Annotated in this window: 17 protein-coding genes and 1 pseudogene; 7 read left to right on the top strand and 11 right to left on the bottom strand. The window is 63.1% G+C overall.

What is annotated here, in order from left to right:
- Positions 1-21: 21 nt before the first annotated feature.
- Entirely contained in the window at positions 22-180 is a 159-nt protein-coding gene (locus IPM12_05915) for a hypothetical protein (GenBank protein ID MBK9147344.1), read from the bottom strand.
- A 279-nt stretch (positions 181-459) separates the two neighbouring features.
- On the opposite strand from IPM12_05915, the gene IPM12_05910 reads away from it, so the two are divergent.
- Positions 460-1,401 (top strand): glucosaminidase domain-containing protein, encoded by a 942-nt coding sequence (locus IPM12_05910; protein ID MBK9147343.1) that lies wholly within the window; start codon positions 460-462, stop codon positions 1,399-1,401.
- Here the strand turns inward: IPM12_05910 and IPM12_05905 are convergent.
- From IPM12_05905 to IPM12_05875, 7 genes are all read right to left on the bottom strand, one after another.
- Entirely contained in the window at positions 1,398-1,769 is a 372-nt protein-coding gene (locus IPM12_05905) for a group III truncated hemoglobin (protein MBK9147342.1), read from the bottom strand. The two genes, IPM12_05910 and IPM12_05905, sit on opposite strands and share 4 nt — an antisense overlap.
- 21 nt (positions 1,770-1,790) lie before the next feature.
- On the bottom strand, positions 1,791-2,480 hold the full coding sequence (locus tag IPM12_05900; protein ID MBK9147341.1) for a TrkA family potassium uptake protein: 690 nt from the start codon (positions 2,478-2,480) through the stop codon (positions 1,791-1,793).
- Positions 2,481-2,486: 6 nt separating this feature from the next.
- Positions 2,487-4,244, bottom strand: a complete 1,758-nt coding sequence (locus tag IPM12_05895) for a hypothetical protein (GenBank protein ID MBK9147340.1) — start codon at positions 4,242-4,244, stop codon at positions 2,487-2,489.
- Positions 4,245-4,305: 61 nt separating this feature from the next.
- The gene (locus tag IPM12_05890; GenBank protein MBK9147339.1) at positions 4,306-6,861 is read right to left on the bottom strand and encodes a hypothetical protein; all 2,556 of its coding nucleotides are present in this window, start codon (positions 6,859-6,861) and stop codon (positions 4,306-4,308) included.
- Positions 6,862-6,951: 90 nt separating this feature from the next.
- Positions 6,952-7,551 carry a ribonuclease HII gene (locus IPM12_05885; protein MBK9147338.1) on the bottom strand — a complete coding sequence of 200 codons (600 nt, stop codon included), beginning with the start codon at positions 7,549-7,551 and terminating at the stop codon, positions 6,952-6,954.
- 4 nt (positions 7,552-7,555) lie between these two features.
- Complete coding sequence (locus IPM12_05880) at positions 7,556-8,710, bottom strand: glycosyltransferase family 4 protein (protein ID MBK9147337.1); 1,155 nt, start codon at positions 8,708-8,710, stop codon at positions 7,556-7,558.
- A gap of 45 nt (positions 8,711-8,755) precedes the next feature.
- Positions 8,756-11,191: a phenylalanine--tRNA ligase subunit beta gene (locus IPM12_05875; GenBank protein ID MBK9147336.1), complete on the bottom strand. Its 2,436-nt coding sequence runs from the start codon at positions 11,189-11,191 to the stop codon at positions 8,756-8,758.
- Positions 11,192-11,238: 47 nt separating this feature from the next.
- Here IPM12_05875 and IPM12_05870 point away from each other — a divergent pair, with 47 nt between their 5' ends.
- From IPM12_05870 to IPM12_05860, 3 genes are all read left to right on the top strand, one after another.
- Positions 11,239-12,453, top strand: coding sequence for a sterol desaturase family protein (locus IPM12_05870; protein MBK9147335.1), 1,215 nt, complete (start codon positions 11,239-11,241; stop codon positions 12,451-12,453).
- Positions 12,450-12,980: a GNAT family N-acetyltransferase gene (locus IPM12_05865; GenBank protein ID MBK9147334.1), complete on the top strand. Its 531-nt coding sequence runs from the start codon at positions 12,450-12,452 to the stop codon at positions 12,978-12,980. Before IPM12_05870 ends, IPM12_05865 begins: the two co-directional genes overlap by 4 nt.
- Positions 12,981-13,058: 78 nt before the next feature.
- Positions 13,059-14,840, top strand: a complete 1,782-nt coding sequence (locus IPM12_05860; protein ID MBK9147333.1) for a M28 family peptidase — start codon at positions 13,059-13,061, stop codon at positions 14,838-14,840.
- On the opposite strand, the gene IPM12_05855 is transcribed toward IPM12_05860, so the two are convergent.
- Genes IPM12_05855 through IPM12_05845 form a run of 3 tightly spaced genes read right to left on the bottom strand, consistent with a single transcriptional unit; the run spans position 14,837 to position 17,249 of the window.
- On the bottom strand, positions 14,837-15,940 hold the full coding sequence (locus IPM12_05855) for a hypothetical protein (protein ID MBK9147332.1): 1,104 nt from the start codon (positions 15,938-15,940) through the stop codon (positions 14,837-14,839). The genes IPM12_05860 and IPM12_05855 overlap by 4 nt on opposite strands.
- Entirely contained in the window at positions 15,921-16,490 is a 570-nt protein-coding gene (locus tag IPM12_05850) for a sigma-70 family RNA polymerase sigma factor (GenBank protein MBK9147331.1), read from the bottom strand. The genes IPM12_05855 and IPM12_05850 overlap by 20 nt, the downstream gene beginning before the upstream one ends.
- 6 nt (positions 16,491-16,496) lie before the next feature.
- Positions 16,497-17,249 carry a carboxypeptidase regulatory-like domain-containing protein gene (locus IPM12_05845; protein ID MBK9147330.1) on the bottom strand — a complete coding sequence of 251 codons (753 nt, stop codon included), beginning with the start codon at positions 17,247-17,249 and terminating at the stop codon, positions 16,497-16,499.
- Positions 17,250-17,383: 134 nt separating this feature from the next.
- On the opposite strand from IPM12_05845, the pseudogene mfd reads away from it, so the two are divergent.
- The 3 genes and pseudogenes from mfd to IPM12_05830 all read left to right on the top strand — a co-directional run bounded on the left by mfd (position 17,384) and on the right by IPM12_05830 (position 22,268).
- A pseudogene (gene mfd, locus IPM12_05840) lies at positions 17,384-20,804 on the top strand (transcription-repair coupling factor).
- 9 nt (positions 20,805-20,813) lie between these two features.
- Complete coding sequence (locus IPM12_05835; protein MBK9147329.1) at positions 20,814-21,581, top strand: AraC family transcriptional regulator; 768 nt, start codon at positions 20,814-20,816, stop codon at positions 21,579-21,581.
- Between the two features lie 18 nt (positions 21,582-21,599).
- Positions 21,600-22,268, top strand: coding sequence for a hypothetical protein (locus tag IPM12_05830; protein ID MBK9147328.1), 669 nt, complete (start codon positions 21,600-21,602; stop codon positions 22,266-22,268).
- Positions 22,269-22,411 lie beyond the last annotated feature (143 nt).

Genomic DNA, 22,411 nt, shown 5'->3' with positions numbered 1-22,411 from the left:
CCGGGCCCAGCGGAACGCTGCCTACCCCCTCACCTTCTTCACCCCCTCATGCCCAAAAGGGCAGTGCCTGCAGCGGTTCCCGCAGCAATAGCCGCGCTTGCGGTGGTACTGCTCCGTGAACACCAAGAAGCCCTCGGGCGAGAAGTAGTAATCGCCCTGCTCCAAGCCCAGTCGGCTCATGCGGTCATCCTCGGGCTTCGGAGAACTGGCGTCGCGGTCCATTGATGCTGCGTTAACACACGTCGAGGCGCTTGGTTCGCACAATCGGTGAAGTTCTGCGGGCAATCAGACGGAGCAGCGCTCCCGGCACGTTCTTTCCACACAGGCCGGTGGATGGCTCCGTGGATGGATCGTGAATAAGCCTCTGGAGCCCCGGTAGTTTCGCTGCTTCCAGAAGAACGCCCCTCGCCCATGGCCCGCGCTGTTGAAATGTGGATAACCCGCTTTTGCCTCTTCCTGATGTTCGGCTTGCCGCTGGCTCAGGCACAAGGGCAGCCGCCCTACAAGCGCTTCACGGCGGAGGAGTATATCGAGCAATGGAAGTCGGTTGCCGTGAAGAAGATGAACCAGCACGGGATCCCGGCGAGCATCACCCTGGCCCAAGGGCTGCTGGAGAGCGGCAATGGCAACAGCGAATTGGCGCGCGATGCGAACAACCACTTCGGCATCAAGTGCACGCCCGATTGGACCGGCGGCAAGAGCTACCACGACGACGACCGGAAGAACGATTGCTTCCGCAAGTACCGCGATGCCGCCGACAGCTTCGAGGACCACAGCACCTTCCTCAAGAGGGCGCGCTACGCCAGCCTCTTCGAACTGAAGCCTACCGACTACAAGGGCTGGGCGCGCGGACTGAAGGCCGCCGGCTACGCTACTGACCCCAGCTATCCGCAGAAGCTCATCAACCTGATTGAGCGCTATGAGCTGCACAAACTTGACGCGGGTGTGGACGTGGCGCATAGACCGGTGGGCAAGGAACAGCCCAAGCCCAGCCGTGAGCGCATGGGCCGTCGACCGGCCAGCGAAGGCGAGTCGATCACCATCATGCAGGGGCGCAACGTGGAAGTCTTCGAGGGCCGCATCAAGTTCGTGCGCGCCAAGCCCGGGGACAGCTTCCGCAAGCTGGCCGATGAACTCGAGATGACCGCCGGCATGCTGGCCCGCTGGAACGACATGGACAAGGAGGCTGCGCTCAGCGAAGGGCAGATCATCTTCACGCAGCCCAAGCGCAACAAGGCGAAGGATGCCGCGACGCATGCTGCCCGCGATGGGGAGAGCCTATGGGGCGTAAGTCAGCAATACGGCGTGAAGCTCGACCGCTTGGCGAAGTACAATGGCCTCGCGCGCGATGCGCAACTGAGCGCGGGCCAGCAGGTGTGGCTGCAGAAGCCGAAGCGTTAGGGGCTGCTTGCCGAAACCTTGTGGGCCATCACCGCCGCAATGGTGCGCGCACGTTGTTTGGCCTCATCGGCCTTCGGACCTGCGAATAGCTCATCCAAGGTGATCTCCCAAAGCGAAAGCCAGCGCTCGAAGTGAGCCTTGGCCATGGGATGCTCCCGGGCAAGCTGAATGTGCGCGGTCATCGGGTCACCTTGGTATTCACGGTTGCCGAGCAGCACCATGCGCCAGAACGAAACGATGCGCGGGATGTGATGGTCCCAATCGAGGTGCGCGAAGAAGTGGCCGATCAGCGCATCGGGCCGCGAGCGCTGATAAAACGACCGCACGAGCAGGTCGATGTCTCCAGCCGTGCGGATGTCGTTCTTCATCAGCCCCCAGCCAACCCGCCCTTAATCGTTCTCCCCAGTGAAGCGCGTTACCTCGTCCTTGGTTCCGAAGAGCACGAGGATATCGCCCTTGGTCGGCGCGAAGTCAGGGTCCATCACGCCGAGCGCGCCCAGCTGGATGGAGCGCCTACCCAGGAAGCTCTTCTCGCTTTCCTTGCGCAGCACGGTCACCAGGCCGAGCTTGCGCTCCTTGAGTTCATCAATCTGCCCAAGCGGCTTGCCCACGAACTTGTCGGGCACCACGATCTCGGCGATGGTCCATCCGCCGGGCAGCTCGAATTGGTCAACCAGCCGACGCAGGTTCAGCTTGCGCGCGAGGCCCTCGGCGGCCTTCTCCTCCGGGTGCACGATGTCGGTGACGCCCATGGAATTGAGCACCATCTCGTGCAGGGGGTTGATTGCCCGGCTGATCACGCGCTTCAGCTTCAGGTTCACCAGCAGGGCGGTGGTCATGATGTTGGCGCCCTCATTCTCGCCGATGGCCACCACGGCGGCATCGACATCGTTGAGCGGCAAGGTGCTCATGGCCTGCGGGTCGTTGCTCTCCAGGCACACCGCGTAGCTCACTTCGCTCTTGATCGCCTCCACCTTGTCCATGTCGTGGTCGATGGCGATCACCTCGTGGCCCATGCCCGTGAGCTTGATGGAGAGGTGCTTTCCGAAATTGCCGAGGCCGAACACTGCGATCTTCATGTGTGGTCAGTTGATGAGGATGTCCTCCTTGGGGTAACGGTACTTGCTCACTTGCACCTGGCGCAGGACGCTCACCAGCAGGGTCAGCGCGCTTACACGGCCTACGAACATCACCACGACAAGCGCGAGGCGAGCGGGATCGCCGAGCTCCATGGTGATGCCCATGCTCATGCCCACGGTGCTGAATGCGCTGAAGCACTCGAAGGCTACGGGCAAGAGGCCAAGACCGCTCTCGAGGCTGGCGACTACGCTGACCGAGAGGCCGAGGAAGACCAGCGACAGCACGATGGCCGCGAAGGCCCGCCGCGTGCTGAGGTTACTGATCTCGCGGCCGAAGAACTCGATGCGGCGGCGGCCGCGCGCGGTCGCGAATATGTTCAGGGTGGCCACACCGAAGGTGGTGGTCTTGATGCCGCCCCCGGTGCTGCCCGGCGAAGCACCCACGTACATGAGCAGCAGTATGACCATGAGCGATGGGATGGTCAAGGAGCCGGTATCCAAGACATTGAAGCCTGCTGTTCGCGGCGTGACACCGGTGAAGAAAGCCGCGCTGAAGCGGCCCCAATAACTGGCATGCTCGGCCAGCCCATGATTCCATTCGAACACGAGGATGGCCGCCGTGCCCACCAGGATGAGGAAGGCCGTGGAGAGCAGCACCAAGCGCGTGCTGAGGTTCACCACGCGCGGGTAACGGCTGCAGACCATGCCCGTGAAGACCCTGCGTATGCGCTCGTAAACCCACACGCGCACATAGCGGCTGAAATTGAACACGATGCCGAAGCCCAGGCCGCCGAATATGAAGAGCAACGAGACCACCCACATCAAGGTGTAGTTGAAGCGGAACGCCGGATCGTATAGCCCGAGGCTGTTGGTGCTGAAGCCCGCATTGTTGAACGCCGACACGGAATGGAAGACCGAGAAGAAAATGCGGTCGCCGGTGCCGGAGAATGACCCTGTCGGCAGGTTGATGTAAATGAGTACCGCGCCGACGAGCTCCACGATCAGCGTGAAGGCGATCACCTGAATGATGAAGGCCCGTGCGCCGCTGAGCGTTGTATTGGCGATGTCGCGCACGCGCAGCTGTTCCTCAAGCGAGCTGCGGCCCTTGAAGAAGAAGGCGAAGAAGCTGGTGAAGGTCATCACGCCCAAGCCGCCGAGCTGGATGAGCAGCAGCAGCACCCACTGGCCCATGACGCTGAGATCGCGGCCCACATCGATGGTGCTGAGGCCGGTGACGCACACCGCACTGGTGCTGGTGAACACCGCATCGACGATGCTGAGGGGGCGCGTGGTGGCATTGGGCAACAGGAACATCGCAGCGCCGATGGCGATGATGATCAGGAAACTGCTGACGAAGAGGAGCGCAGGATTGAAAAGCGTGCTGTTGCGGCCGATCTCGAGCCGCGAGAGCTCGATGAAGGAGAAGAAGAGCAGGAAGACCAGCATTGGCCAATGACCCGTGCCACTGAACACCGCCCCGCTGGCCCTGGCCCCGATGAGCGCCAGCGCCGCCATGAACCAGATGAGCTCGGCCTTCCGGATATGCTCACTGCGCAGGCCGGTGCGCAGCAGGCTGCCCAAGGTGACGAAGGCGGCCGCGATCACCAGGCCGAAACTGAGCTGCTCCAGCAGGTGGTAAGTGTTCGCATCGCTCGTGTACCCGAACTCGAGCAGCATCAGGAACGCCGTGAGGATGATGACCGTGACCCGCGCCAAGCCCACCACTTCCTTGCGGAGTACCGTGCGGAGAAGTGCTCGCTTCATGAGGCATGGTGGCAAGCGCCACCGGGAGGCCGCGCCAAAACTAGGGCTGCGAAGCCTGCTTTCACGGCGAAGGTGAGCGGTGCGCGGTGATCACTGCACGGCCGTCCGCCCCAACCAGTTCCAGCCCGCCATCGAGATTCAAGTCGCCAACCGCCCACCGGACTGCGCCCAGCACCGGTGGTTCAGCACCCGTGGCTGCATACCGCCAAGCCCGGCCGGTGGCCTCCTCGACTTCACCGAAGGCCAATTTGCCATCCGCAGCGATGGCCGATCCTGAACGGGCCCGACTCGCATCTGATTCCGCGACGATCACCTCCGGCACACCATCGCCGTCGAAATCGCGGACCGCAATGAACGCCGCGTCCTCTGTTTCGCCGTCCAATCGATTCACGCGTACCGACAGATCCTGGTCCATCCACATCACCCGTGTGTCCTTCACTTGCTGCCCGACTTCCACAGCCAGCACTTCCTTCAAGCGGGGGAGCGACAGCTTAACCGATTCCCGCGCATTCCCCTTGCGATCGAAGAGCTTCACCCTTCCCTCCGCATCCACGGCCAACAGATGGTCCTTGCCCGCGATCCGCAAATGGCGCACGGCATCCACCGCGGCGGATTCGAGCTTCGGCAAGAGCCATCCCTGCACCGCGGCCCAATCAAGATCCACATTCAGCAAGCGGCCATCGCTCAAGGGCACGATCACCCGGTAATCGCGCGTGCCCTCATAATCGAACACGGCCAGCGGCGATGCGGATTCAACCTGAAGTTTGAACGGCAGGCCCACATCCTTCCCATTGCGATCGATCAGATGGGCAGTGCGCGCCGTGCCCAGCAGCAATTGCAGCTTGCCATTCTTGAATCGATCGACCTGATGAATGGCACCGAGGATCGGGCCATCGAGCTGCCGCGACCAGAGCAGCTTGCCTGCGGCGCTGATCAAGTGAATGCGATGCAGGCTGTCCTGCACCAGCGCTTCGAGCGTGTTGTTGGTGTGGTTGCGCACCAGGTCAGGACGGCGTGTCACCGGCGCACCCACCGGGCATTGCCAGAGCACCGTGCTGCTTGCCGCCATCGCTGTCGCTGCCCCTTCGCGCGGAGCGCCCTGCGCGCCGACGGCCACATGCACCATGCCGCCGCTCGCTGGTGAGACCTGCACGGATAGCGCGCCCAAGCGTTGCAGCAAAGGCAACCACTGCGCGAAGTGCGGCTCGCGCGCAGCGCTCAATCCCCGCCCTAGCAGTTCGCCGCCCCGCCCTGGATCGCACCACCAGCTGAAGGCCGCCTCGTCACTCATGCGCTTGAACCAATCCTTTGCGCGCGGCTGCTCCGCCAGGCTGCCGCCATCATTCCATGCATCAACCGCGGAGCGCACCGCCTCCGCATCGTCGCTCATCACCAGCTGACGGCCGAGGATGGTCCACCACGGCTGCTGCGGAAGTTCGGCGACACGGCCCAAGAGCAACTCGAAGGGCCGCGCGGCGGGGAAGCGGGTGATGCGCGAGCCGCGATGGTTGAGCGTATCGCAGCCGGCATCCGCGCAAGGCGCATTGAGCTCTTCCATGGCGCGCTCCGGGTCGGCGGCCTCAGCAATGAACCAGCGGCGCCCATCGGCCGCCCCACGAGCGATGCCCACGGCGCCTCGCATCCATGGTGCAGCGATCTCCGTGGAGCGCGCGCGCTCATCCATGTCCTCGCGCGCGGCCAAGGCAGCCTCTGGGTCGCTCAGGTACCGCACCTCGCATTGCACGGCGTCGGCAGGAAGCACCCGCCCGATGCTCCAGGCACCAGCGCCTTGGGAGCGGATGCTGGCCACGGACGCGTCCGATCCCTCGTGGGCCAGCAGTCCATTCAACAGGATCGCGTCCGGCTTGGTGGCCAGGTCGAACGCAAGCCATCCATCAGGAATGCCCAAACGCTCGATCCGTGCCGGCTCCCAGATCAGGCTGAGCATGCCGCGCAGCCTCACGGTATTCACCAGCACGCGGGCCTCCGTGGCATTCCCCAATGTTGCACGTGCCTTGGCGAAACCTGCATCGGCACTGACCGGCGTGCCTCGCTCGAGCTGCAGCAGGCACTCATCGATCGCATCGCGCGATGGGGAGAGCATCCAGACCCCGTCGCGCAAGCATGCGGAGATCCCGCCCCATGCACTGTCGTTCGCGCACGGAACCACACGGCCTTCCGCGAAGCCTGAGGCATGCCCGGCCGCAACGCCCAGCAGCGAGGCGAGCTTGACCTTATCCATGCCGAAATCACTTCCAAGGAATACCGGATCGGCAACGCCGCTGCCTGAACGCAGCAAGGCGGCGATCACCGATGACGACCCCATCGCTGAACGGATCCCTTGATCGCCTTCGAGCGTGCGCGCCGCATGGTCCATGGCCAGCGCGAGCTGACGCGCGCCAGCCATGTGCTCCCAATCGGGCCAGAGCAAGGAGGTGTGGATGAAGCGGTCCCAAGCGCCCAATGCATCGGGCACTTCGATGACGAGGGCGGCTTCGGCGGGCACCGCTCTCCAGGGATCGCTCACAGGCGACAGCTGATTCTCCCAGCGCAAGAGCACCCACGCCGTCGCGCCTGCAACGGCGAGCAGCACGATGATGATCAGGATGCGGCGCATGGGTTCGCGCAAAGGTGCCCGCGAGCGCACATGGCCTCCGATGGCGCTTGCGGGGCTTGCGCACAGGTTGGTGTGGATCACGGTCGTCGATCAGAACAGAACAGGCTGATCGTTCAACAGGCGGAACGAGCGCCGATGATGCTCGCATGCGCCAAGCATCGCGATGGCCGCGCGATGGTCGGGGGTCGGATATCCCTTGTTGATGGCCCAGCCGTAAGCCGGAAAGGCCTGGTGCAGCTCGCGCATGATCGCATCGCGGTGCGTCTTGGCCAGGACGCTGGCCGCCGCAATGCTGCGGAAACGGCCATCGCCCTTGATGTGGCAACTGTGCGCGATGCCGGGATATGCGGTGAAACGGTTGCCGTCGATCAAGAGATGGTCAGGGCGCCGCTTCAAGGCATCGATGGCGCGATGCATGGCCAGAAAGGATGCGCGCAGGATGTTGATGGCATCGATCTCCGCGGGCTCCACGACGGCCACAGCCCAGGCCAATGCGCGCTCCTCGATCAAGGGGCGCAGGGCCTCGCGCGCAGCTTCGCTCAGCTTCTTGCTATCGTCAAGGCCCGGGAGGCGCACGCGTGGCGGGAGGATCACCGCAGCGGCAACGACCGGTCCGGCGAGGCAGCCGCGACCGGCCTCGTCGCAGCCGGCCTCCACGCGGCCTTGCTCTTGGCATGCAACCAGTGCCATCGGATCAATGCTTGGCGTTCAATGCAAGTCCTGCATCCCGGCACATCCGCTCGAAGCTGGCCCAGAGATCCGTTGCAGCCTTGTCCCAGGCGTAGCGCTGCGATCGCTTCAAGCCCGCAGCGCGGAGCTGTTCACAGAGCTCCGGATCGCTCCATACCTCATACAACGCACGACTGATATCGGCTACACTGAAGGGATCGCAATAGTGCGCGGCATCACCAGCGATCTCGGGCAAACAGGTCGCTTCGGCTGCCACCACGGGCACGCCGCAGCGCATGGCCTCGGCCACCGGGATGCCGAAGCCCTCGAAGTAACTGATGAAGGCCAAGGCATGCGCGCCGCCCATTGCCCTGTGCAGATCGGCCTGCGCCAAACGACCGGTGAAGCGTACGCGGTCCTGATGCTTCACTTGCTTCCATGCTTGCCCCATGCGCGCATCCCACCACATGCGCTCACCCACGATCAGCAACCGCAATTCCGAAGGATGCTGCTGAAGCAACTGATCGAAGGCCAGCAGCAAGCGTGCGATGTTCTTGCGCGGATTCAAGCTGCCCACGCAGGCGAAGTATGGATGGCCCTGCGTGAAACGATCACGCGCCGCTGTCTTCCCTGGCTCGTCCAGCGGCCGGAACACCTCGCCCACGCCATTGTACACCACATCGATGCGGCTCTCATTCACCTCGTAGCGCTTCGCGATGTCGCGGCCGCTGAACTCGCTCACCGTGGCAATGCGCGCTGCATGGTGCGCGAAGCGCGGGAAGTAGCGTCGGTAGTAGTTGCGGTATGCGCGCGGCAGATCCTCGGGGTAATGCTCGAAGTTGAGGTCGTGGATCACGGCGAGCGCGGGCACATTGCTGCGCAGCGCGAGGAAGCCATCGGGGCTGATGAAGGCGTCGGCGCTGAGGGCCTTCAGCTTGCGCGGCAGGAGCCAATCGAACCAGAGCCGATAGAGCAGCGGATGCCGAGTGGGCGGGTGAATCACCAACGGTGTCACGTTCGGGCCGTACACGAAACGCTTGTCGAATGCCCGGTCGAAGAGGAAGAGGAACTCATGCTCCGGATGAGCGAGCACGATGCGCCGCATGGTCTCATGCGTGAACCAGCCGATGCCCTCGAGCCTATCCGCGAGCAGCAGGCGGGTGTTGACGGCGATGCGCATGGCGGCAAAGGTGGCGAGCGCCTTCTCACGAAGGCTCGTTGCTTCTCACCCCCTCACCTCCGCCCCCGCCTCTTTCTCAAGCGCGGTGCGGATGCGCGCCATGGCCTTATCCACCTGCTCGTCGGTAAGGGTCCTTTCGTCGTCGCGGAGGACGAAGCTGAGCGCGTAGCTCTTCTTCCCGGCGGGCAGCTTGTCGCCCTGGTACACATCGAAGAGGCTCATGTCGCGCAGGAGCCTGCGCTCGGCCTGCAAGGCGAGCCGCTTCAGGTCATCGAAGCGCACGGCTTCCGCCAGGAGCAGGCTGAGGTCGCGACGCACGCTGGGGAAGCGCGGCACATCGGCATGCGTGATGCTGCCCGCGCGGCAGGCATCGAGCAGCGCCTCCTCATTCAGCTCGGCGTACACGACGGGTTGGTTGACATCAGCCGCCTGCAGCTCCTTCGGCTTCACCGAACCGAGCACGCCCACCGTACGCTTGCCGATGCGCAATTCGGCAGCGGCACCGAGCAGCGGATGCTCCGCATCAATCCAATGCGCGTGAGGAAGCAAGCCCATGCGGGCAAGCAGCCCCTCCACCTCTTCCTGCGCATCGGCGCGCTCGGTGGGTCGCTTGCCGCTTCGCCAGTTCTCGCGCCAGCGCCTGCCTGTGAGGGCCATCGACAAGGTCTCTGTTTCGCGCGAGCCGTTTGGGGTGGCACCATACACGCGGCCCCGCTCGAAGAAGCGCAGGTCGCGCTGCTGGCGGTTGGCGTTGTGCGCAACTGCCTGCAGGGCGCCGAAGAGCATGGTGGGGCGCAGGGCATCGAGCTCGGAGCTCAGCGGATTGCACAAACGGATGATCCCGGAGGGACCCGCAACGGCAGCGGCGACGGTCCGTTCCGCGCTCACCAGGGAGGGGGTCATGATCTCGCGGAAGCCGCGCGCGGCCAGGTGCGCACCCATCTCACGGCGAAGCGATTCGAGCGTGAGCGCCCCGTGCAGTACCGGCGGAGCCATCAAGCGCTCGGGCAACGGCACCCGATCGAATCCATGGATGCGCAGGATCTCCTCAATCACGTCCGCAGGGCGCGACACATCCACGCGGTAGGCCGGCACCTGCACCGTCAACGATTGCGCGTTGCGATCCAGCAGGCGGAAATCGAGCAGTTCAAGCACGCGCACGATCGCATCGGGGGCGATGGAGATGCCGGTGAGCCGCTCCACCTCGGCGAAACGCAGCTTCACCTCCGCGCGGCTCCGACGACCATGATCGATATCGGTGATGCCCGACGAGATGCGCGCGCCGCCCACTTCCTGGATGAGCAGGGCCGCGCGCTTCAATGCGTACACGGTGATCTCGGGATCCACGCCGCGCTCAAAGCGGAAGGAAGCGTCGGTGCTCATTCCATGCCTGCGCGCCGTGCGCCGCACATGGGCCGGATCGAAGCAGGCGCTCTCCAGGAAGACGGCGGTGGTGGCATCGCTCACGCCACTCAGCGTTCCGCCGAAGACGCCGGCGATGCAAGCCGGCTTCACCGCATCCGCGATCACGAGGTCGTCCGCATGCAGCTTGCGCTCAACGTTGTCGAGCGTCGCGAACGGCTCATCGGCCGCAGCCTTGCGAACGATGATCCGCCCGCCCTCGAGCCGATCGGCATCGAAGGCGTGCAGCGGCTGGCCGAGCTCGTGCTGCACGTAGTTGGTCACATCCACCACATTGTTGATCGGCTTCAGACCAATGGCCAGCAGGCGGTCCTGCAGCCACTTCGGCGAGGGCGCCACCTTCACCTGTGTGAGCGTGACGCCGCCGTAGCGCGGACAGGCCAGCGCATCCATCACTTCCACCTTCACTGCGCGGGCCTCATCGTCCTGTGCATAGGCCGAGACATCGGGCAGCTTCAACTCGAGCGCCTGCCCCTCGCGGTAATTGATCGCCGCGATGAGGTCGCGTGCCACGCCCACATGGCCCATGGCGTCGGTGCGGTTGGGGGTGAGGCCGATCTCGAGCACGTGATCGCTGACTAAGCCAAGCTGCACCGCAGCAGGTGTGCCCGGTACTGCGGAAGGATCGAGCACCAGGATGCCCTCGTGGCTCTTGCCGATGCCCAATTCATCCTCTGCGCAGATCATGCCGTTGCTCTCCTGCCCGCGGATCCTGCTCTTCTTGATGACGATGGACGTACCATCGTTCAGGTTCAAGGTGCAGCCCACCGTGGCCACGAGCACCTTCTGCCCGGCTGCCACATTCGGCGCGCCGCACACGATCCGCAACGGTTCGCCTTGGCCGACATCGACCACGGTAAGGCTGAGTCGATCGGCATCGGGATGCTTGGCGCACTCGAGCACTTCACCTACCGCAACGCCGGCCAGCATGCCTTTCACGGGCTCATGCGCCGTAACGCTTTCCACTTCGAGGCCCGTGCTGGTGAGCACTTCGGCCGCTTGCTGCGGGGACAGGCCGGTATCGATGTATTGCTTGAGCCAATTCCAGGAGATGCGCATGGGATCCGTGACGGTCGGCGAAGATACCTGCGGGTACATTCGCCATCGTGAAGTACATCGTGCTCGCCATCCCGGCCTTCTTCGTGCTCATGGCCATCGAGCTGGCGTGGAGCGCGTATTCGAATAGGAAGGTGTACCGCTTCAACGACTTCGTGGCGAACCTCGGCTGCGGCATCGGCTCGCAGGTGGTGGGCGCCTTCACCAAGACGGGCATCCTCGCCCTCTACCTGGCCGTGTACGACCATGGGCGGCTCTTCACCCTGCCCAGTACACCGCTCACCTGGCTGCTGGCATTCCTTCTCGTGGACCTGATGTACTACTGGTTCCATCGGCTCAGCCACGAAGTGAATTTCCTCTGGGCCGCGCACATCGTGCATCATCAGAGCGAAGAGTACAACCTGAGCGTGGCGCTGCGGCAGAGCTGGTGGCAAGGGCTCTTCAGCTTCTGGTTCTATGTGCCCATCGCGCTGCTCGGCGTGCATCCCATGGTGATCGTCTCCGTAGCCGCGATCAATACGCTGTACCAGTTCTGGATCCATACCAAGGCCATCGATCGCATGGGGCCTTTCGAGTGGCTCTTCAACACGCCGAGCCACCACCGTGTGCACCACGGCAGTGATCCGAAGTACATCGACCGCAACCACGCTGGCACCCTCATCATCTGGGACAAGTTCTTCGGCACCTTCCAACGCGAGGAGGAGGAGCCGGTGTACGGGATCACCTCGCCGTTGCGGAGTTGGGACCCGCTCACCGCCAACTTCCACTACTGGGGCGAGCTCTTCCGCCTGGCGCACCGATGCCGAAGCCTGAAGGATAAAGTGCTGGTATTCATCAAGCCCCCGGGCTGGAGGCCCACCTATCTCGGCGGCTTCGATGGCCCCAAGGCAAAGGATTCCACCACCTACCGCAAGTTCGATACGCGTGTGAGCAAGGCGGTTAACAGATACGTCGCTGTGCAATTCGCGCTCCTGCTCTTGGTCACTAGCTATTTCCTTTTCCAGCAGGACAAGCTGAGCATGCAGGCGCAATGGACCACGGCCGCGTTGATCGGCTGGTGGGTGATGAACCTGGGCGTGCTGCTCGAGGCGCATCGATGGGTGGTCCGCAGCGAGATCGGGCGGGTAGTGCTGCTGGGCCTCGCGATCGCATTGGTCCTCCCCATCGCACCCTCGCCGTGGAACCTGATCGTCGCCGGAACCATCACATCGCTCTCGCTGCTGCATGTATTGCTGGTGATGCGCTCCAAACAACTGGCATCGTGATCGTGCTCCCCATTCCCTCGTTGGCGGGCCTCACCACTGAACGCCTCCGGTTCCGGCCACTATCGCTGACCGATGCTGATTGGTGGATGGAGTACCTTAACGATGCTGAAGCGATCCGTTTCATGCCCTTCACTCTTGGCAGCCGCGCGGATTGCGAAGCGATGATCCAACGATCACTGGACCGCTATGCAACGGACGGCAGTGGGTTGCATGCCGTGGAACTGCTCAGCTCCGGCGAGAGGATTGGGCAATGCGGGCTGCTCACCCAAGTAGTGGATGGCATCGATGAACTGGAAATCGGCTACCATTTGCTGCCGCAGCATTGGGGGCACGGCTTTGCCACGGAAGCGGCAGTTGCTTGCAAACGGTTCGCATATGAGCAACGGCTCGCGGCCTCGGTGATATCGCTGATCGATCCGGAAAACCACCGCAGCCAGCTGGTGGCCCGCCGGAATGGCATGCTACCGGAGAGGCGCACCGTGCACCGTGGCGTCGAAGCCATCGTGTTCCGCGGAACGTTGCCTTGAAGCCTGAGAGTGCTGTTCAACTGTCACGGCTGGACGACATTGAACGGACAGTTACCTTTCGTCTCCTACCCTGTTGCCATGACACGCTCCTTGCTCCTGTTCACCGCGCTGCTTCCGGCACTCTCATCTGCGCAGTTCACCAACATCAACTGCACGGATGCGGAGGCGCTGCAGGCCATGAAGGGCCAGCACGACCCGGCGGACTACGCGGCATCGCTGGTGATCGATGATCCGGAGGAGATCATCTGCGCGCTGCGCACCGCCGTGAATGGCGATTCCATTCGGGCGCACCTCGAGCGCATCGTCTCCTTCGGAACGCGCCACACCTACAGCGATACCCTGAGCGAGACCACCGGCATCGGAGCCGCGAGGCGCTGGGCCATGTCCAAGCTTCAGCAATGGAGCACGTTGAATGAGGACCGCTTGCTGCCATCCTACATCCGTTTCGATTACGCGAACGAGCCCCTCAACTGCGGCAGCGGACAGGATTGGCGCAACGTGATCGCTGTGCTTCCGGGATCGAGCACGGTCAATCATCGTGTGATCATCATCGAGGCGCACCTGGACAGCCGCTGCGCCGACAACTGCGATCCCGATTGCGATGCGCAAGGCGCTGAGGACAACGGCAGCGGCAGCGCCCTGGTGCTGGAGCTTGCGCGCGTGATGAGCCGCTACACCTTCCCGCACACGCTCGTCTTCATGCTCACCACCGGCGAGGAGCACGGGCTCTTGGGCGCACGCGCCATGGCGCAGTTCTGCCAGCAGCAATCGATCGCGATCAAGGGCGTGCTCAACAATGATATCGTGGGCGGCATCCTATGCGGCGAAACAGCTTCACCGCCGGGATGCGGAATCGTGAACGAGGTGGACAGCCTGCAATTGCGCATCTTCTCGCATGCCGCGTCGCGTGGGCTGGCGCGCATGATCCGCCTCAGCTACGATGAGAAGCTCAGCGGCGCCGTGCCCGTGCCCATGCTGATCAGCGTGCTGGACCGCGAGGACCGCGTGGGCCGTGGCAGCGACCATATCCCCTTCCGGCAGGCGGGCTGGCCGGCCGTGCGCTTCACCGCCGCCAACGAGCATGGCGATGGCGATCCAGGCCAGGAGGGCTACGACGACCGCCAGCACACCAGTGAGGACATCCTTGGCCTCGACCTTGACGGCAACGGCACGCTCGACACGCTCTTCGTGGACTTCAACTACCTCGCCCGCAACACGGTGACCAACGGCGCTTCGGCCACCCTGCTCGCGCACGGACCGGAGATGCCGAGCTTCAATCTGCTCGATGAGCCCACCGGATTGCGCGCGCAGATCACCGGCTCACCGGAGCATGTGGCCTTCCGGGTGGGCGTGCGCGGCACCCAGAGCTCCGGCGATCTCGAAGCGGTGTACCGCACCACGGAGACCAGCTACCTGGTGCCCAATCTCCAATCGCCTGGCGTCTATTACGTGAGCGTGGCCGGCATCGACGCTCAAGGGATCACGAGCATCTTCTCCGCCGAGCAGGTGCGCGCCAACGATGCCGCCACGCCGCAAGCGCCGGTGGATGATCTTCCCTATGGATTGGGTTGCATGCCCATCGGCATATCGGAATCGAGCGATGCGCTGAACGTGATTGTCGCCATGCCCAATCCGTTCATTGCACGCGCAGAGCTGCGGATCGATCGATCCGTTTCGAGCACGGCCGAGCTGCTCATTCACGATGGCCGCGGTCGTTTAGTGCTCCGGCAGGCGATCGGCGCGGGTGATGCCGGGCGCTCGATCACGTTGCGCACTGATTTGGTCGCGGGTCTGTACCGATGCACACTGATGGATGGCGGCCGTGCGATCGCAGCGGTCAAGCTCGTTGCGCTCAACTAGTCGCTCGCAAGTTTCGCAATAGCGCGCTCCGCGTAGAACCCGCCCTGCGATGCGATGCGCGAAAAAGCCTCGCGCGCGGCATCGCGTTCACCGAGCTTCTCGAGCGTGAGCGCGTGGTACCAGGCGGCTTCCTCGTCGAACACATCAACCGGATGCACGGCCGCGCGATGGAGCAGCACGCGTGCTCGCGCATGCATCCCCAGGTTGTGGCTGCAGAGGCCGGCATAGAAGAGCGCGTTGGCGTCGTCGGGGTACTGCAGCAGCACGAAGCGCAGATCGTCCAGGCAGCCTTTGTGGTCGTTGCGCGCGAAGCGGCCGATCGCTTCATCCATGAATTCGAGGTAACCCAATCGGATCGCCTCGCCCGCTGCGCCCTGCTGCATAGCGCGATCGGCATATCGCGCGGACACGCCTGCATCCGCAAGCGCGAGCACGGGATCGGCCGTGTACAGTTCCTTCGGATGGATGAGCTTCAAGTCGTGCAGGAACACGAGTTGCCGCGACGACTTCGCCTTGCGGACCACCAGTGGCTTGGCCGCTTCGGCTGGATGGTCGATCGCGGTTCCGCGCGGAACGAGCGGCTCGATGCCCGGCTCGCGATCCACGGATGCCGAAGCCATCGCGGTGCGCTCAGATGCCATTGGATTCGCATGCAAGGCCAGCGGCTCGTGGCCGATGCGCAGCGATTCGGGCTGCTCCATCGCCGCTGCGATCTCTTCCGTGCGCAAGGGCTCCATCGATGCCCCAGCAGCGCTGGCCTGGTCAATCGTGATGCCTGCACTGACCATATCATTCGCCGGAGCCGGCCAGAAATACCATGCGGTCAGCAGGCCGATCATAACCGTGCCACCGGCCCACCACCAACGCGAAGCCGAACCGCTGCGGGGCCTCATGGCATCCAATTGATTCAAGCCAACTGCGGCACCCGGCATGCGCAAGCCATCCGCCGCATCGCGCACAAGTGCATCGGCCTCGATGTGCTCCTCCAAGACGCGCTGGCTTTCGGCATCGAGGCGGCCCTCGGCAAAGGCCTGCAATTCCTCGCGCGTGAGCGGGCGGCGCGGGGTGAAGGGGTCCGTATCAAACGTTCTGGTCGGCATGGCGAAGGAGCATGAGGCGCAGGTTGCGGCGGCCGTTCTGGAGGTGGCTGCGGACCTGCTCGATGGTGAAGCCCGTGCGGGCGGAGGTCTCGTGGTAGCTCAAGCGTTCAAGGTGGAAGTGGTTGATGCAGTCCCGCTGCGCATCATTGAGCTGCGCGATGGCGGCTTCGAGCTGCAGCAAGGGGGCTTCGCGCAGTAGGGCATCTTCGGCGGTGTCGCTGATCAAGTCTTCCAAGTGCGCATCATCCAAGCGGGCATGGCGCCCTTCGCCGCGCAGGCTGATCAGGCAGCGGTTGCGCATCACGGTATGCACCCACGGACGGAAGCGCTCGACTTGATGCTTGGCGAGCAGTTGCGGCAATGATGCGAAGAGCTCCACCACTTGATCCTTGGCGCGGTCGGGGTCCTTCAGGTACTTCATGCCCACGCCGTAGAGCAGGTGCGCATAGCGGTCCCACAGGGCCGCCAACGCAGGTTGGTGCCCGCCCGTGAAGGCGAGCACCAGCTCCTCGTCGGTGCCTTGGGTGGCGGCTCTTCGGCGCAGCAGCATCGGTGATCAGTCAAACGTATCGCCTTCCTCCTCTGCACGGATCGCGGCCATGCGACGGGCGTGCTGCACCATCTCCGCATAGCTCTTTGTCTCGATCACCACCACGCCGCCGGTGACATCACCGTACCGCGCAGGCAGCCCGCCGGTGTACACGCTCACGCTGCTGATGGCCGAAGGCGGTATGCTGGGCACGGCGCCCGGGATCTTCACACCATCGAGGAAGGTGGCCATGTTCTCAGCGCGCGAGCCGCGGAAGTAAAGGCCTTCACCGTTGGGAGCGGGGGTCACGCCCGCGAAGGCCTTGCCCAGGAACTGCACCGGGTTGCGGATGTTGGGGTCCTTGGCGATCTCCGCCGCGAGCAGGGTCATGCGGCTGGGGTCGTCCTTCTCTATCAAGGGCCTGATGGTGCCTCGGATCACCACGGGTGGCAGCTCCATGCCGCGCAATTTGGTATCCGGCAGGTAAGAAGCACGATCGGCGACCACGGAAACGCTGGCGTACTCATAGGGCTGCCTCCCGGAATAGGAGATGGTGATGGCGTAGTTGCCGGGAGCGAGCGGCTTCAATACGAAACGGCCATCGAGGTCTGCGGTGGTGCCGAAGAGCTCACCGTTCACTCTGGTGTACACGCTGGCCATGGGCAGCGAGTTGCCGTCCATGTCGAACACGCGCCCACGGACCTCGCCGAGGCCTTGGGCGCTGAGAGTACCTGCCAGCGCCATGGCGCTGAGCAGGTGGAGGAAGGAAGAGGTGCGCATGATCGAATCGTTTGATGAGAGGATGCGCCCGAACGGCGGATTGCATAAGCGGCATACCTACGGCCTAGCTTCGCGCCCTTCCCGAACCCGATGCCCGCGATGTGCGGCACCGGGTTTCGGGCTTTTAAGCGTTCATGTCCATCACCTCCCTCCCCGATCTCCTCTCCCTCTTCCGCAATGATGCGCGTGTGGCGCGGGTCGCTGAAGGCTTGCAACCGGCGAACGCACGCGTGCAGATCGCCGGCACCATCGGTTCGTCGCAGGCGCTGATCGCTGCATCGGTCATCGACCGCATGAAGGGCGTGCATGTGTTCGTGCTCACGGACAAGGAAGAGGCGGCGTACTTCATGAATGACCTGGAGGCCCTTCGAAGCAAGGACAAGGATATACGTAATGCGAAGAAGGATGAAGACATGCTCTTCTACCCTGCGCCGTCACGGTCGCCATACGATCCGGATGGCCACCACGATGGTGAACGGGTGAGCCGCACGGAAGTGCTGGAGGTGCTGATGAAGAAGCCGGAGCATCTGGTCATCGTGACGTATCCGGAAGCGTTAGTGCCACTGGTGGTCGGCCAGGAGACCCTGGTGAAGAACACGCTCACAGTGAAGCGCAGCGAAGAGCTGCCGATCGACACCCTGGAGGAATGGCTGCACGAAACGGGTTTCTCCCGCGTGGAGTTCGTATATGAGCCCGGCCAGTTCAGCATCCGCGGCGGGATCCTGGACGTGTTCAGCTACGGCAATGACAAGCCCTACCGTATCGAGCTCTACGGCGACACCGTGGAAAGCGTGCGCCGCTTCGATCCCCAGGACCAGTTGACAGTGGAGCGACTTGCCGAAGCCGTGATCGTGCCGGATCTCCAGGATGAGGATGCTGCGCGCCAACAACTCTTCTTCGCGCAATTGCCGGAGAACGCCACTATCTGGTTGCGCGATCTGCAAGCGATCGGTGATGCGGCTACGAAGCAATTGAAGCTGCTCGGTGAGGCCTACGAGCGACTTCCCGACAAGGACAAGCATCCGACCCCGGCTGATCTGCTCGCAACCGATGGTGCGTTGATCAAAGGCCTGCTCGGCTTCCGCAAGATCTTCTGGAAGAGCACCGTCGCGCCAGAAGCCACGAAGCAGCACGCGGATGTAGTTGTCGACTTCCAGCAGCGTCCGCAGCCAACGTTCGCGAAAGAATTCAAGGTCCTCAGCAGCGACCTGCACAACAAGCAGAACGCGGGCTACACGAACCTGATCGCGTGCAACAGCGCGAAGCAGAGCGAGCGCCTCTACTCCATTTTCAACGACATGGAGCACGAGGTCGCGTTCACGCCCCTTGTTCTGGACCTGCACGAAGGCTTCGTCGATCCCGAGCTGAAGCTGGCGCTCTACACGGACCACCAGATCTTCGAGCGTTACCACCGCTTCCGGCTGAAGGAGGGTTTCCGCCGGAACTCGCAGGCGCTCACGCTGAAGGAGCTGACGCAACTGAAACCCGGCGATTTGGTGGTACACATCGATCACGGCGTGGGTGTTTTCAGCGGACTGGAGAGGATCGATGCGGGCGGCTCGATGCAAGAAGCGATCCGATTGATCTATCGCGACAACGACATCCTCTACGTGGGCATCCACAGCCTGCACCGCGTGAGCAAATACAGCGGCGAGGAAGCAGGAGGCGCGCCGAATGTGAGCAAGCTCGGCAGTCCGGCGTGGAAGAACCTGAAGGAGCGCACGAAGGCGAAGGTGAAGGCGCTGGCCTTCGATCTGATCAAGCTCTACGCGCAACGCAAGAGCAAGCCGGGCTTCGCATTCCAGCCGGACAACTACCTGCAGCACGAGTTGGAGGCCAGCTTCATCTACGAGGACACGCCCGATCAGCTGAAGGCCACGCAGGACGTGAAGAAGGACATGGAGAAGGGGGTGCCGATGGATCGACTGGTCTGCGGCGATGTGGGCTTCGGCAAAACGGAAGTCGCGATACGCGCCGCCTTCAAAGCCGTGTGCGACAGCAAGCAGGTGGCGGTGCTCGTGCCTACGACCATCCTTGCCTTGCAGCATTGGAAGAGCTTTTCAGCGCGGATGAAAGGACTGCCGGCGCGTGTGGAGTACATCAACCGCTTCCGCAGCAGCGCCCAGCAGACGCAGATCCTCAAAGACCTGAAGGAAGGGAAGATCGACATCATCATCGGCACGCACCGGCTGGTGAGCAAGGACGTGGTGTACAAGGACCTCGGCCTGCTGATCATCGACGAGGAGCAGAAGTTCGGCGTGAACGTGAAGGACAAGTTGAAGACCCTGCGCGCCACGGTGGACACGCTCACCCTCACCGCCACGCCGATCCCGCGCACGCTGCAGTTCAGCCTCATGGGCGCGCGCGACCTCAGCATCATCAGCACGCCGCCGCCGAACCGCTACCCGGTGAGCACCATGCTGCAACCGTACGATGAAGTGGTGATCCGCGGCGCGATCGAGTACGAGCTCATCGCGCGGCGGCCAGGTGTACTTCCTGCACGACAAGGTGAAGAACATCGAGCACATCGCCGACATGATCCGCAAGCTGGTACCCGGCGCGCGTGTTGGCGTGGGCCACGGCCAGCTTGAAGGCCACAAGCTGGAAGAGGTGATGCTCGACTTCATCGAAGGAAACAGCGACGTCCTCGTATGCACCACCATCGTGGAGAACGGCCTCGACATCCCGAACGCGAACACCATCATCGTCAACGAGGCGCAGAACTTCGGTCTCAGCGATCTGCACCAACTGCGCGGTCGCGTGGGGCGCAGCAACAAGAAAGCCTACTGCTACCTGCTCGCGCCGAGCCCGCACCTGCTGCCTGACCTGTCGCGCAAGCGCCTGCAGGCCATCGAGCAGTTCAGCGACCTGGGCAGCGGCATCCACATCGCCATGAAGGACCTCGACATCCGCGGCGCGGGCGACCTGCTCGGCGCGGAGCAGAGCGGCTTCATCAACGACATCGGCTTCGAGACCTACCACAAGATCCTGGAAGAAGCCGTGCGCGAACTGAAGAACGAGCACTTCAAGGACCTCTTCGAGGACGCACAGGAAGGGAGTCATGCTCTCGCCCGCGGATCACGCCGCGACCAGAGCGATGACTGCATCATCGAGACCGACCTCACTGTGCTGATCCCCAACAGCTACGTGAGCGAGACCGCCGAACGCCTCGCGCTCTACCGCCGCCTCGACGACATCAAGGACGAGGCCGAGCTGCAGAAGTTCTCAGCGGAGATCACCGACCGCTTCGGCCCCATCCCGCCGCTGGTGAACGAACTCCTCGAAGCGATCCGCTTACGCTGGTTGGGCCAACGCATGGGCCTAGAGAAGATGGTGCTGAAGAAAGGCACGCTCATCGGCACCTTCATCGCCGACCAGAAGCATCCGTTCTTCGAGGGCGACGGCTTCAACGCGGTGCTCAGAGCTGTACAAGCCCAGCCGCGCCGGTTCAAGGTGTACGAGAAAGCCGGCACCTTGCGGATCAGCGTGCAGGATGTGAAGAACGTGCACGCGGCGAAGGAGGCGATGGAATCCGTTGTTGGGGTGGCCGTGTAGCTTTACACTATGACGTTCGAGGTCTTCCTCCCCGATCCGGCGTTGCGTCCGTTCATCCGACAGTACTGGCTCATCAAAGGCCGGAACGAACAACAAGGGCCTATCGAACTTCTTCCTGATGGAGGTGTGAGCCTGGTGCTGAACCTCGGCGATGGCATCGACAGTTCCCGCTTCGGTACGCGCTGGTGCGATGCACGTGCATTGATCGTTGGAGCGCAGACCCTAGGTGATACGCAGAAACTCCTTGGAGAGAGCTGCATGTTCGGGATCACCTTCAAGCCGGGTGGCTTCACCTTCTTCCACCGCTACGATCCGCTATATCGCATGGCCGATGAGGTGCAGCCCTTCGACCTGTCGTTGTTTCCTGATCCAGGGAGTATCCTTCGCCATCCATCAACCTATGTCGACCGCTTCTACCTGGATCGGATCAAGCATCCGCGCTACGCGCTGATCCCCGTTGTGGACGACATCGAACGCAACAAGGGCCGCGTGCGCATGGATGACCTGATGCATCGCCACTGCACCACGGCCCGGCAGTTGGAACGACAGTTCAAGCAGCAGATCGGCATCAGCCCCAAGGAGTACATCGACCTCACGCGTTTCAACCATGCGTTCGGTGTGGTGCGACGCGATGGCGGGGCGCGCAGCTTGATGGACATCGCCTGGGACTGCGGCTACTACGATCACGCACACATGGCCACCGACTTCAAGCGGCGGATGGGCCGTGCACCTTCGGACTTCCTTTTGTCGGATTCTTCCAAGATCATCGCCGCCTAGCTCACATAGCCTTGCACCATGGACGGATCGAGTTCCATGGCCAAGACCTATCGCGGCATCGTGCTGCTGGTGATCGCGCTGGTGCCACTGGGCTACTTCGGCTTCCGGGCAAGCTACTGGACGCACTTCCCGCGCTTCTTCGGCGTGGGATGGGAGGTGCACTTCCACCTGCTCACCATCGCGTGCTGGCTGTCGATGCTCGTGGCGCAGGCAAGGCTCGCGGCGAAAGCGCGTATCGCACATCACAAGCGGATCGGTAGGCTCTCCTATGTACTGGTCCCGATGATCTTTCTGGGCTTCGTCCTCGTCACCAACTACGGCCAATTGCGCCACAAGGAACCTGGATTATTGGGTGCCTCGTTCTTCGATGGCGGCGCCTTCCTGGTCTTCTATGCACTGGCCATCGCATACCGGAGGAATACGGCCTACCACTCGCGCTACATGATGCTCACCGCCGTGCCTTTCATCAACCCCACACTCGGCCGTGCGGTCGCGCCGGAAGTGAGCACCACGGTCGAGCTCGTGCTCATCATCGCCCTGTTGATCGCCGCCCGCGTTCGGAGGACGGCCTGGCAGCCCTACCTGGTCGCCTTGCTCACGCTGATCGCATTGACCCTGGTGATCGTTTACATCTCCGTGATCGAGCCGGGGATCATCGAGGGGCTCTGGGAAGCGATCTGGGGTTAGCCTTCCCGCTGCCTGCCCTCCAATTCTTCGATTGTCCATCACGCCGCCTCCAAGCGCACCCCGCTGTTTCCCGCAACGCGGGACTGCACCTTCCTCGGCTTGATCACCAGCATGTTCGTGATGCGCTTCTTCATAGGAACACC

Source organism: Flavobacteriales bacterium, assembly GCA_016716605.1.
GTDB lineage: Bacteria > Bacteroidota > Bacteroidia > Flavobacteriales_F > PHOS-HE28 > PHOS-HE28.
The sequence above is the reverse complement of the archived record's forward strand: the minus strand, read 5'-3'. Positions and strand labels throughout refer to the sequence as shown.